The sequence below is a fragment of the Alkalihalobacillus alcalophilus ATCC 27647 = CGMCC 1.3604 genome (genome assembly GCF_000292245.2).
Lineage (GTDB): Bacteria > Bacillota > Bacilli > Bacillales > Bacillaceae_D > Alkalihalobacillus > Alkalihalobacillus alcalophilus.
Map to the genome: position 1 here is coordinate 34,588 of NZ_ALPT02000012.1, position 13,254 is coordinate 47,841.

9 protein-coding genes and 1 other annotated feature (1 of these 10 only partly in view) are annotated in these 13,254 nt (G+C 39.8%); all 9 genes read right to left on the reverse strand.

Annotated elements, in window-relative coordinates; translation table 11 throughout:
• Nucleotides 1–123: 123 nt before the first annotated feature.
• Complete coding sequence (fusA, locus tag BALCAV_RS04910) at nt 124–2,202, reverse strand: elongation factor G (RefSeq protein WP_003322606.1); 2,079 nt, start codon at nt 2,200–2,202, stop codon at nt 124–126.
• 48 nt (nt 2,203–2,250) lie between these two features.
• A complete protein-coding gene (rpsG, locus tag BALCAV_RS04915; RefSeq protein ID WP_003322605.1) occupies nt 2,251–2,721 on the reverse strand; it encodes a 30S ribosomal protein S7 in 471 nt (156 codons plus the stop codon).
• Between the two features lie 41 nt (nt 2,722–2,762).
• The gene (gene rpsL, locus BALCAV_RS04920; protein WP_003322604.1) at nt 2,763–3,182 is read right to left on the reverse strand and encodes a 30S ribosomal protein S12; all 420 of its coding nucleotides are present in this window, start codon (nt 3,180–3,182) and stop codon (nt 2,763–2,765) included.
• A gap of 112 nt (nt 3,183–3,294) precedes the next feature.
• Nucleotides 3,295–3,543: a 50S ribosomal protein L7ae-like protein gene (locus BALCAV_RS04925; protein ID WP_003322603.1), complete on the reverse strand. Its 249-nt coding sequence runs from the start codon at nt 3,541–3,543 to the stop codon at nt 3,295–3,297.
• Nucleotides 3,544–3,723: 180 nt separating this feature from the next.
• Nucleotides 3,724–7,347 (reverse strand): DNA-directed RNA polymerase subunit beta', encoded by a 3,624-nt coding sequence (rpoC, locus tag BALCAV_RS04930; RefSeq protein WP_003322602.1) that lies wholly within the window; start codon nt 7,345–7,347, stop codon nt 3,724–3,726.
• A gap of 268 nt (nt 7,348–7,615) precedes the next feature.
• Entirely contained in the window at nt 7,616–11,158 is a 3,543-nt protein-coding gene (gene rpoB, locus BALCAV_RS04935; RefSeq protein ID WP_003322601.1) for a DNA-directed RNA polymerase subunit beta, read from the reverse strand.
• A gap of 362 nt (nt 11,159–11,520) precedes the next feature.
• Nucleotides 11,521–12,126, reverse strand: a complete 606-nt coding sequence (locus BALCAV_RS04940) for a class I SAM-dependent methyltransferase (RefSeq protein ID WP_003322600.1) — start codon at nt 12,124–12,126, stop codon at nt 11,521–11,523.
• A gap of 101 nt (nt 12,127–12,227) precedes the next feature.
• Nucleotides 12,228–12,590: a 50S ribosomal protein L7/L12 gene (gene rplL, locus BALCAV_RS04945; RefSeq protein ID WP_003322599.1), complete on the reverse strand. Its 363-nt coding sequence runs from the start codon at nt 12,588–12,590 to the stop codon at nt 12,228–12,230.
• 62 nt (nt 12,591–12,652) lie between these two features.
• The gene (rplJ, locus tag BALCAV_RS04950) at nt 12,653–13,150 is read right to left on the reverse strand and encodes a 50S ribosomal protein L10 (RefSeq protein WP_003322598.1); all 498 of its coding nucleotides are present in this window, start codon (nt 13,148–13,150) and stop codon (nt 12,653–12,655) included.
• Nucleotides 13,151–13,196: 46 nt separating this feature from the next.
• Nucleotides 13,197–13,254, reverse strand: a sequence feature (ribosomal protein L10 leader region); it runs 78 nt beyond the window's last position.

Consider the following 13,254-nt stretch of genomic DNA (forward strand, 5'->3'; position numbering starts at 1 on the left):
TCCTCCCTTAATATAAGTATTTTAATTTTTTATGGATAAGAAAGGTGAATTACCCATTTATTATTGAATAACACCTTTCTTAGAATACAATAAAATGAAACGAGAAACAAATCTTAAAGGTCATTATTGACCTGTTTGTTTCTTAATGATTTCTTCAGCGATGCTCTTAGGTACTTCTTCATAATGATCAAAGAACATTGAGTAAGTACCACGGCCTTGTGTACGAGAGCGAAGTGAAGTAGCATATCCGAACATTTCCGCTAATGGAACAAACGCTTTAACAGTTTGTGCATTACCACGAGCTTCCATACCTTCAACACGTCCACGACGAGCTGTAACATCACCCATGATATCACCCATGTACTCCTCAGGAATTACGATTTCCACTTTCATAAGTGGCTCTAGTAATACTGGGCTACATTTTGATTTAGCATTCTTAAGTGCCATAGAAGCGGCAATCTTAAACGCCATCTCAGATGAATCGACATCATGATAAGAACCGTCAAAAAGTTTTGCTTTGATATCGATGATTGGGAAACCAGCGATCATACCATTGTCTAGAGCTTCTGAAATACCCGCTTCAACTGAACCGATGTATTCACGTGGAACTACTCCACCGACAATCGCATTTTCAAATTCAAAACCTGCTCCCTCTTCGTTAGGTGAGAATTCAATCCAAACGTGACCAAATTGACCGCGTCCACCAGACTGACGAACAAACTTACCTTCAACTTGTGCTGTTTGACGAATTGTCTCACGATAAGATACTTGTGGAGCACCAACATTTGCTTCTACTTTGAATTCACGTCTCATACGATCAACAATGATATCAAGGTGAAGTTCACCCATACCACCGATGATTGTTTGACCAGTTTCTTCATCAGTATGTGTTTTAAATGTTGGATCTTCTTCTGCAAGCTTAGCAAGAGCGATACCCATTTTATCTTGGTCTGCTTTTGACTTAGGCTCAACAGATAAGTGAATAACAGGCTCTGGGAACTGCATTGACTCTAAAATAACAAGGTTTTTCTCATCACAAAGAGTATCACCAGTTGTTGTATCTTTTAATCCAACTGCCGCTGCAATATCACCTGAGTAAACCGTAGAGATTTCCTCACGAGAATTCGCATGCATTTGAAGGATACGACCAACACGCTCACGCTTGTCTTTAGTTGCATTACGCACATAAGAACCAGAGTTAAGCGTTCCAGAGTAAACTCGGAAGAATGTTAGTTTACCTACAAAAGGATCTGTCATTACTTTAAAAGCAAGTGCTGCGAATGGTTGATCATCACCAGGTTCGCGAGTTACTTCTTCTTCAGTATCTGGCACATGTCCACGAATCGCCGCTACATCTAGCGGTGATGGTAGATAAGCAAGAACTGCATCAAGAAGTGCTTGAACACCTTTGTTTTTGAAAGCAGAACCACAAATGACTGGATAGAACTCAACGTTACATGTTCCTTTACGGATTGCAGCCATAAGCTCTTCATTTGTTAACTCTTCACCTTCAAGATATTTCATCATAAGTTCTTCATCTAACTCAGCTACTGCTTCGATTAAAGACTCACGTAATTCAGTTGCTTGATCTTTTAGATCAGCAGGAATTTCAGTGATTTCCCAATCTTGGCCTAAGTCATCTTTAGAAATATGAGCAACCATTTCAATTAAGTCAATGTAGCCTGTGAATTCATCTTCAGCTCCAATTGGTAATTGAATTGGATGTGCGTTCGCTTGTAGACGATCGCGTAATGTTCCAACAGAGTACATAAAGTCTGCACCTGTTTTGTCCATTTTGTTAATGAAAACAATACGTGGAACACCATAAGTAGTTGCTTGACGCCATACCGTTTCTGTTTGCGGTTCAACACCAGACTGTGCATCAAGTACCGCTACAGCTCCATCTAGTACACGTAAAGAACGTTCAACCTCAACCGTAAAGTCTACGTGTCCAGGTGTATCAATGATATTGATACGGTGATCTTTCCATTGTGCTGTTGTCGCAGCAGATGTGATAGTAATACCACGCTCTTGCTCTTGCTCCATCCAGTCCATTTGAGAAGCACCTTCGTGTGTTTCACCAATTTTGTGCACACGACCTGTGTAGTATAAAATACGCTCAGTTGCCGTCGTTTTACCGGCATCGATGTGAGCCATGATGCCAATATTACGCGTATCTTTTAAGGAGAATTCTCTAGCCATATTGTATTTCTCCTTCCTGCAATTGAATTAGTTATAATAAAACCAATCTTACCAACGATAGTGAGCAAACGCTTTGTTCGCTTCAGCCATCTTATGCGTATCTTCACGCTTCTTCACTGATGCTCCACTGTTATTAGCAGCATCAAGAATTTCGTTAGCTAAACGCTCTTCCATCGTTTTTTCTCCACGAAGACGAGAGTAGTTTACTAACCAACGAAGACCTAAAGTTGTACGACGCTCAGGTTTAACTTCGATCGGCACTTGATAGTTTGCACCACCAACACGACGAGCTTTAACCTCAAGTACAGGCATAATGTTCTTTAACGCTTGGTCAAATACTTCCATAGGTTCTTTGCCACTGCGTTCTTTCACTAGTTCAAACGCGTTATATAAAATCGTTTGAGCTACACCACGCTTACCATCTACCATTAGGCGATTGATTAAACGAGTAACTAGCTTTGAATTATAAATTGGATCAGGTAACACATCACGACGAGCTACGGGTCCTTTACGAGGCATATCATTCCCCTCCTTTCAACAAAATACTTATTATCAAATGATTACTTTTTCTCTTTTGGACGCTTTGTACCATACTTCGAACGTCCTTGCATACGATTTTGAACACCGGCTGTATCCAATGCTCCACGAACAATGTGATAACGTACCCCTGGTAAGTCTTTTACACGACCACCACGAATTAGCACGACACTGTGCTCTTGTAAGTTATGTCCAATACCCGGGATGTAAGCAGTAACCTCGATTTGGTTCGTTAAGCGAACACGAGCATATTTACGAAGTGCTGAGTTTGGTTTCTTTGGTGTCATTGTACCAACACGAGTACAAACTCCGCGCTTTTGTGGTGAAGATAGATTTGTTTGAGACTTTTTAAAGCTGTTGTAGCCTTTATTAAGTGCAGGTGAATCTGATTTCTTCACTTTATCTACGCGACCTTTACGAATTAACTGGTTAATTGTAGGCATGTTTTTGTTCCTCCTTTCCTTTCATAAAATAAGACCACAGTTCCTGGTGGTTCATATTTTGGCAAAAGTAAAGTTCTTGCCAAACGGTAGACCCCGATTGGCAAAAACATTATTATATCTTTATCGCAACCGCAGCTGCTCCTACCTCAATTTTACATGCTTTGCCAAGCATTTCCATTGAGTCGACATATATGATTGGTATCTCTTTTGCTTTCGCCAACGCTTCTACCTTATGAATAATTCGGTACTCAGCATCTTTGGCAATATACACTTCTGATACTTCTTCATTGTCTAAAGATCTTAACGTTTGTTTCGTACCTATGACTAGTTGATTAGCCTGCATTACTTTTTCATAAGACATGTATAATCCTCCAAAGCAATACGTTCTTTGGCACACTTTGATATCTTATCACCGACGATATCTTCATGTCAACCTATTATTGTAATAAATTTGCTATATCTAGCATAAGAAGCTTACTTTCAAATCAGATAAGGAAGTGACCGTGGATTCTTCATTAGAATCCAACTGGTCACAATAACCTTATTCGTTTGTAATTAGTTCTTCTAAATCTAGATTTTCTTCTTTAACGGCATCCATTTCCTCATATTTAGAAAGGATATTTAAATTACGGTAACGATTCATACCTGTTCCAGCTGGTACAAGCTTACCGATGATAACATTTTCTTTAAGACCAAGGAGCTCATCACGTTTTCCTTTAATCGCTGCATCCGTTAAGACACGAGTCGTTTCTTGGAACGAAGCCGCTGATAAGAATGAATCTGTTTCAAGAGAGGCTTTCGTAATACCAAGTAAGACAGGACGACCTGTTGCTGGACGTTTTCCACCAATTAATACATCTCGGTTTTCGTCATTGAAATGTTGAATCTCAATAAGTGATCCTGGCAATACTTTCGTTTCCCCAGCATCGACAACACGGATTTTACGTAACATTTGACGAACCATTACCTCAACGTGCTTGTCACCAATTTCTACCCCTTGCATACGGTATACTTTTTGTACTTCACGTAATAGGTACTCTTGTACGCCATTAACACCTTTTACTTTTAATAACTCTTTCGGATCGATCGAACCTTCAGTTAGTGTTCCACCTGGTTCGATAACATCACCAACGGATACTTTGATACGAGAACCATAAGGAATAGCATATGCTTTTGATTCCATAGGACCTTTTAAAGTAACTTCGCGTTTGTCGCCTTCCTTAATATCAACAACTTCTCCTTCGAATTCAGAAATAACCGCTTGCCCTTTCGGATTACGAGCTTCGAATAGCTCTTGAATACGTGGAAGACCTTGTGTAATATCATCTCCGGCTACCCCACCTGTATGGAAAGTACGCATCGTTAACTGGGTTCCTGGCTCACCGATAGATTGAGCTGCGATAATTCCAACCGCTTCTCCAACCTCAACATCGCTACCAGTTGCTAAGTTACGACCGTAACATTTCTTACATACACCATGTCTTGTATCACAAGTAAATACAGAACGGATATGAAGCTTCTCAATATCAGCATCAAGAATTGCTTTTGCAACATCTTCATCAATTAAATCATTTTTCTTCACAATAACTTCAGAGCTTTCAGGATGGCGAACTGTCTTGAATGCAACACGACCAACTAAACGATCGTATAAATCTTCAATGACTTCGTTTCCTTCCTTAATCGCTGCTACCTCTAGACCACGGTCTGTACCACAATCTGTCTCACGCACGATAACATCTTGAGCAACATCAACAAGACGACGAGTTAAGTAACCTGAATCGGCCGTTTTAAGGGCAGTATCAGCAAGACCTTTACGAGCACCGTGGGTTGAGATGAAGTATTCTAATACCGTCAGACCCTCACGGAAACTTGAACGGATTGGAAGTTCAATGATACGTCCAGATGGATTGGCCATTAATCCACGCATACCAGCTAACTGTGTAAAGTTAGAGGCGTTACCACGGGCACCAGAGTCACTCATCATAAAGATTGGGTTACGCTTATCAAGTGTAAGCATTAACTTATCTTGAATAACATCCTTGGCCTTACTCCATACAGAAATAACTCGGTCATATCTTTCTTCTTCCGTAATTAAACCACGACGGAATTGCTTTGTAATACGGTCTACCTTTATTTCTGCTTCTGCTAAAATTTCCTTCTTCTCAGCAAGAACAACGATATCGGCAACCCCTACCGTAATACCAGCTTTCGTTGAGTATTTGAATCCTAAATCCTTCATACGGTCAAGCATCTTAGAAGTTTCTGTAATCTTAAACTTCTTAAATACCTCGGCAATAACATTACCTAAGAAACCTTTTTTAAATGGAGATACAACGTCTCTATTTAAGAATTCTGTCCTAACATCAGTCGTACTTGGCACTAAATACTTACTCGGAGTCTCTACTTCAAGATTCGTATCAGAAGGCTCGTTAATGTACGGGAATGTTTCAGGCAAAATTTCATTAAAAATCAATTTACCAACTGTTGTTAATAACAACAAGTTGTTTTGCTCTTCTGTAAATGTTGGTTTATTTAAAGAAGAAACGGGAACCGCAATACGGGAATGTAAGTGTACATATCCATTTTGATAAGCTAACAACGCTTCGTTTGTATCTTTGAATGTTGCTCCTTCACCTTTTGCATCATCGCGTTCCATTGTTAAATAATAGTTACCTAAAACCATATCCTGGGACGGTGTAACAACTGGTTTACCATCTTTAGGGTTTAGGATGTTTTGTGCCGCAAGCATTAAAATACGAGCTTCTGCTTGAGCTTCTGCCGATAAAGGAACGTGAACGGCCATTTGGTCTCCGTCAAAGTCGGCATTATACGCTGTACATACTAATGGATGTAGACGAATAGCACGACCTTCAACAAGGATTGGCTCGAACGCTTGAATTCCTAAACGGTGAAGTGTTGGTGCACGGTTAAGCAAAACTGGGTGTTCACGAATAACTTCTTCTAAGACATCCCAAACTTCAGGTTGGATCCGTTCAACTTTACGTTTTGCACTCTTAATATTATGTGCCAATCCTTTGCTAACAAGCTCTTTCATAACAAAAGGTTTGAACAACTCAAGTGCCATTTCTTTCGGTAAACCACATTGGTACATCTTTAAGTTAGGTCCTACAACGATAACCGAACGTCCAGAGTAGTCAACACGTTTACCTAGTAAGTTTTGACGGAAACGTCCTTGTTTCCCTTTTAACATATGTGAAAGGGATTTTAATGGACGGTTACCTGGTCCAGTAACTGGACGACCACGACGACCATTATCAATTAAAGCATCAACCGCTTCTTGAAGCATCCGTTTTTCATTTTGAACAATGATGTTTGGTGCTCCTAAGTCTAATAAACGCTTTAATCGGTTATTACGGTTAATCACTCGGCGGTAAAGGTCATTTAAATCTGAAGTTGCAAATCGACCACCGTCTAGCTGAACCATTGGACGTAATTCAGGTGGAATAACAGGAAGTACATCTAAGATCATCCAAGATGGTTCGTTTCCTGAATTACGGAATGCTTCTAATACTTCAAGACGTTTAATCGCACGAGTACGACGTTGTCCCTGAGCTGTAAGAAGCTCTTCTTTTAATGAATCGACTTCTTTTTCTAAATCAATGTCCGCTAAAAGCTTACGAATCGCTTCGGCTCCCATTTGAGCAGTAAAAGAACGACCATATTTATCGTAGTAAGCACGATATTCTTTTTCGGATAGAAGTTGTTTCTTTTCTAATGGTGTATCACCATTATCTGTCACAACGTAAGAAGCAAAGTAAATAACCTCTTCTAAAGAACGTGGTGACATATCTAAAACAAGACCCATACGACTTGGAATTCCTTTGAAATACCAAATATGCGAAACAGGTGCAGCAAGTTCAATATGTCCCATGCGCTCACGGCGTACTTTTGATCGTGTAACTTCTACGCCACAACGGTCACAAACTACACCTTTATAACGAACGCGTTTGTATTTTCCACAATGACATTCCCAGTCTTTTTGCGGTCCAAAAATACGCTCACAGAAAAGGCCATCTTTTTCAGGCTTTAATGTACGATAGTTAATCGTTTCTGGCTTTTTCACTTCTCCTCTTGACCAAGAACGAATCTTGTTTGGAGAAGCAAGACCAATTTTCATATATTCGAAGTTATTTACATCTAACAAGGGGCCAACCTCCCTTTTAGTTTCCAAGTCTTGTGCAAAACACGGAATTGACGAACATTTTATACCACAACTTCTCAGCCCCAACTACCGATGAGAAGAAGGGAAAAGGGATCTAGTGATACTAGTCCCTTGCCCACAGGATGTGAGACACTCACTCCCTGCGTACTTATGGTCTAGCTGCAAATGGCAGGAACTCGAGTAATATCACCCACCTATAGAGTAGAGTATTTACTCCTCATTCCTAAATGCCATTTTTCGCTTTTCTTACTTAAGCTTTTGATTCATTCGTTTCGAAATTAAGGTTTAACTTCTCACTTGTTTGATCATCTTCATCATCAAGTTCCATTAACTCAATTTCTTCTTCGTTACTAGAGAGCATTTTCACATCCATACCGAGTGACTGCAACTCTTTAATTAATACTTTAAACGACTCTGGTACACCTGGTTCTGGAACATTTTCACCTTTTACAATTGCTTCATACGTTTTCACACGACCAACAACGTCATCTGATTTAACCGTAAGAATTTCTTGTAATGTGTAAGCTGCACCATAAGCTTCAAGTGCCCAAACCTCCATCTCACCAAAACGCTGTCCACCAAACTGAGCTTTACCACCCAATGGTTGTTGCGTTACTAATGAGTAAGGTCCTGTTGAACGTGCGTGTAACTTATCATCAACCATGTGTGCTAGTTTGATCATGTACATGATACCAACAGATACACGGTTATCAAAAGGTTCACCAGTACGTCCATCGTATAATAACGTTTTACCATCACGAGCCATACCTGCTTCTTCAAGTGTTCCCCAAACATCCTCTTCATTGGCTCCATCAAATACTGGTGAAGCAACATGAATGCCTAGCTTACGAGCTGCCATACCTAAGTGGAGCTCAAGCACTTGTCCGATATTCATTCGTGAAGGTACCCCAAGTGGGTTTAACATAATATCGATTGGTGTACCGTCTGGTAAGTAAGGCATATCCTCTTCCGGTAAAATCCGTGAGATAACCCCTTTATTACCGTGACGACCAGCCATTTTATCGCCTTCATTAATTTTACGCTTCTGAACGATGTATACACGAACCAATTGGTTTACACCTGGAGGTAATTCATCGCCATCTTCACGGTTAAAGATTTTCACATCAAGCACGATTCCATCGCCACCGTGAGGAGCACGTAATGAAGTATCACGAACTTCTCGAGCTTTTTCACCAAAAATAGCATGTAATAGACGTTCTTCCGCTGTCAATTCTGTTACCCCTTTTGGAGTGACTTTACCAACTAGGATGTCCCCGTCTTTTACTTCTGCTCCAACACGAATAATTCCACGGTCGTCAAGGTTTTTAAGTGCGTCTTCCCCAACGTTCGGAATATCACGTGTAATTTCTTCAGGTCCAAGCTTCGTATCACGAGATTCTGACTCATACTCTTCAATATGAACAGACGTATATACATCATCTTTTACAAGACGCTCACTTAAAATGATCGCATCCTCATAGTTATAACCTTCCCAAGTCATAAACCCAACCATTACGTTACGACCTAAGGCCATCTCACCTTGTTCCATCGAAGGACCATCTGCTAAGATTTCACGTTTTTCAATAACGTCACCTTCACGTACGATCGGTCGCTGATTATAACTTGTTCCTTGGTTAGATCGCACAAACTTTTGTAGACGATATTTGTCTAAATCACCTTTGACTTGTTTGCCGTCCATTTCTTCTAATCGGCGTACCCAAATTTCTCTCGCTGTTACGCGTTCTACAACACCAGGGTGTTTTGAGACAATCGCCGCTCCAGAATCCTTAGCAGAAACATGCTCCATTCCTGTACCGACAATTGGTGCTTCTGGTACAAGTAATGGTACAGCTTGACGTTGCATGTTCGCTCCCATTAAGGCACGGTTGGAGTCATCGTTCTCTAAGAACGGAATACACGATGTTGCTGCAGAAACAACTTGTTTTGGAGAAACGTCCATATAATCAATACGGTCTTTTGAAACAACAATATTCTCACCACGGAAGCGGGAAATAATATTATCATCAATAAAAGAACCATCATCATTTAAACGAGCATTCGCCTGAGCGACTACATAATTATCCTCTTCATCTGCAGTTAAGTAATCAATTCGTGCAGTTACTTTACCTGTTTCAGAATCAACACGACGATAAGGAGTTTCCATAAAGCCAAACTCATTCACTTTTGCATATGAAGATAAAGAGTTAATTAACCCAATGTTTGGACCCTCTGGTGTTTCAATCGGACACATACGGCCATAGTGAGACCAGTGAACGTCACGTACTTCAAATCCAGCACGCTCACGTGTTAAACCACCAGGTCCTAACGCTGATAAACGACGCTTATGTGTTAATTCCGCTAAAGGATTCGTCTGATCCATAAATTGCGATAACTGAGAAGAACCAAAGAACTCTTTAATCGACGCAATAACAGGACGAATGTTAATCAGAGCTTGTGGTGTAATCATGTTCGGGTCTTGAATAGACATACGTTCACGAACAACACGCTCCATACGAGATAAACCAATTCTAAATTGATTTTGTAATAACTCACCAACAGAACGTAAGCGACGGTTTCCTAAATGATCGATATCATCTGTGTCCCCTACTCCATGTAATAAGTTAAAGAAATAGTTGATTGAAGCAATAATGTCAGCTGGTGTAATATGCTTCGTATCACGATCAATCATACCGTTACCCATTACACGAATTGGCATTTCACCATCGACATCATCTGGTGCATAAATAAGAATCGATTGAAGATCAATATCCTCATCGCCTACTACCCCACCAGTTGTGCGGGCTTTTCTAAAACCAACGTTATTTTCCAAGTAAGGAATAATCCGATCTAAAGTACGACGATCAAGCATTGTCCCTTTCTCAGCAAGCACTTCTCCTGTTTCAGGATCGATAAGTGTCTCCGCTAAACGTTGATTAAATAAGCGGTTTTTAATATGAAGCTTTTTGTTGATTTTGTAACGACCAACATTAGCTAGGTCATATCTCTTCGGATCAAAGAAACGTGAATCTAACAAACTTTTGGCGTTTTCAACTGTTGGTGGTTCTCCCGGACGTAAGCGCTCATAAATTTCTAATAAGGCTTTATCTGAGCTATCCGTATTGTCCTTTTCAAGGGAATTACGTAAATACTCATCTTCCCCTAATAAATCAATGATCTCTTGATCAGAACCAAACCCTAATGCACGTAAAAGAACCGTTACGGGTATTTTTCTTGTACGATCGATACGTACATAAACAATATCCTTCGCATCTGTTTCGAGCTCTAACCAAGCTCCACGGTTTGGAATAACAGTTGCGGTAAAGCCCTTCTTCCCGTTCTTATCTGTTTTTTCACTAAAGTAGACACTTGGCGAACGGACTAACTGGGAGACGATAACACGTTCTGCCCCATTTATGACAAACGTACCTGTTTCTGTCATAAGCGGGAAGTCACCCATAAATACTTCTTGCTCCTTTACTTCTCCAGTCTCTTTATTAATAAGACGGACTTTTACACGTAAAGGTGCAGCAAATGTAACATCACGTTCTTTAGACTCATCGACTGGATACTTAGGCTCACCTAAGCTATAGTCAATAAATTCTAAAACCAAATTCCCTGTGAAGTCTTGAATCGGGGAAATGTCTTGGAACATTTCACGAAGTCCCTCATCAAGAAACCATTGATAAGAAGCTGTTTGAATCTCGATTAAGTTCGGCAACTCCAAAACTTCATTAATTCTTGCATAGCTTCTTCGTTGGCGGTGGCGTCCATACTGAACTAGTTGACCTGTCAACTGATTCACCCCTCAAATCTAGCGTTATAGTATCTAAAATTGACTTCTCTAAATTGCCTACTTCTCCTGCTTAGCAATCATTGAAGTTATCAAATAAAGAGAAAAATTTTAAAAGAATTTACATCTTATCTTCTTTCAAATTTAAAAGAAGGCAAGTAAAGACCTTGTTACGTCATATAACAAGATTACATAAAGAAATATGGCTTTGAAAATAAAACCATAATGACATTCTCACATTTGATTATTCTAGTATAACCAAAAAATTCCTGCTTTAATCAAAATAAACCTTGACAATTTATTTTTTTGTTCAACAAAAAATAGGTAGTTATACGCATTAAATAACAATACCACAAAATAAAGTCTCAGTCAATTTTTTTTGCAACTAACAAATAGTAACCTTTTTTCTTTTTAACAATAGAGCAATTGCCAAATACACGCTCTAATTTCTCAACAGCTGAAGGAGCTCCTTGCTTCTTTTGGATAACAACCCAAAGCTCTCCATTTGTCGCCAAATGCTCATACGCTCTTGCTAAAATATCATGAACAACTTTTTTCCCTGCTCGTATCGGAGGGTTTGTCACAATCATTGCAAAATCAGTCGGTTCAACCGCCGCTAAAGAATCACTTACAAAAATGGAGACATTCTCAACATGATTATTTAAAGCGTTACGCCTAGCAAGCTCCAAAGCCCGCTCGTTTACATCGACCATACATACAGTTCGAGTAGGATGTTTTTTGGCAATCGTCAACCCAATCGGTCCATAACCACACCCAACATCCAGAATATCTCCTTCTATTATCGGTGTTGTTAATTCTTCTAGTAGAAATCGACTACCAAAATCAACCTCACCTTTTGAAAATACCCCTCGATCAGTCGTGAAAGAAAAAGGAAAACCACATAATGTCGTACTCCACTTTTTCTCATCACTTTCTGTAGTTGGTTTATTGGAATAATAATGTTCTGACATGATTAACGTTCCTTTCATCTTCCCCCAAATAGTATAGTTTGAGTAAGGTATAGAGAGAAAAAAAGACCCGCTTTGACGCGAGTCTTTTTCACTTTATCAAATTACTTAACTTCTACAGAAGCACCAGCTTCTTCAAGTTTAGCTTTGATTTCTTCAGCTTCGTCTTTGCTTGCGCCTTCTTTAACAGGAGCTGGAGCACCGTCAACAACGGCTTTCGCTTCTTTAAGACCAAGACCAGTGATTTCACGAACCACTTTAATTACGCCGATTTTAGAAGAACCAGCAGATGTAAGAATTACATCAAATTCAGTTTGCTCAGCAGCGCCACCGTCAGCAGCTCCACCAGCTACTGCTACAGGTGCAGCAGCAGTAACACCAAATTCTTCTTCAATTGCTTTAACAAGATCGTTAAGCTCTAAAACTGTCATTTCTTTAATCGCTTCAATAATTTGCTCTTTGCTCATTTTATAGTCCTCCTATAGATTGTTTTTGAATGTTTTGTTTCTAAGTTAAGCTGAAGCTAATATTAAGCTCCTTGCTCTTCTTTTTGATCGGCAACTGCTTTTGTAGCAAGCGCCATGTTGCGCATTGGTGCTTGAAGTACGCTGAGAAGCATAGAAAGAAGTCCATCGCGTGACGGTAGTTCCGCAAGCGCTTTGATTTCTTCCGCAGATGCAACTTGACCTTCAATAACACCGGCTTTAATTTCAAGAGCTTCGTGTTTTTTCGCGAAGTCATTGATAATTTTCGCAGGAGCAATAACATCCTCGGCACCAAAAGCAATCGCTGTCGGTCCTACTAAATGTTGGTCTAATTCCGTAAGTTCAGTTGCTTCAGTCGCACGACGAGTTAATGTATTTTTGTATACTTTGAACTCGATACCCGCTTCACGAAGTTGCTTACGTAATTCAGTTACTTCCGCTACGTTTAATCCACGATAGTCAACAACAACGGTTGATTTGCTATCACGTAATTTCTCTGCAATAACTGCTACAACTTGTTGTTTTTGTTCTAGTACGCTCATTGTTACACCTCCTAGAGTTTGTAATTCCATACCCGGACGTTTTACGTTTAAGCTATAAAAAGCCCCCATGTATAGACATGAGGGCATTATGGACTCTTTTATTA

Excerpts from the sequence above, each read along its gene's own strand:
- fusA (WP_003322606.1), bottom strand. The coding sequence starts at position 2,202 with ATGGCTAGAGAATTCTCCTTAAAAGATACGCGTAATATTGGCATCATG.
- rpsG (WP_003322605.1), bottom strand. The coding sequence starts at position 2,721 with ATGCCTCGTAAAGGACCCGTAGCTCGTCGTGATGTGTTACCTGATCCA.
- rpsL (WP_003322604.1), bottom strand. The coding sequence starts at position 3,182 with ATGCCTACAATTAACCAGTTAATTCGTAAAGGTCGCGTAGATAAAGTG.
- BALCAV_RS04925 (WP_003322603.1), bottom strand. The coding sequence starts at position 3,543 with ATGTCTTATGAAAAAGTAATGCAGGCTAATCAACTAGTCATAGGTACG.
- BALCAV_RS04940 (WP_003322600.1), bottom strand. The coding sequence starts at position 12,126 with ATGTCAGAACATTATTATTCCAATAAACCAACTACAGAAAGTGATGAG.
- rplL (WP_003322599.1), bottom strand. The coding sequence starts at position 12,590 with ATGAGCAAAGAGCAAATTATTGAAGCGATTAAAGAAATGACAGTTTTA.
- rplJ (WP_003322598.1), bottom strand. The coding sequence starts at position 13,150 with ATGAGCGTACTAGAACAAAAACAACAAGTTGTAGCAGTTATTGCAGAG.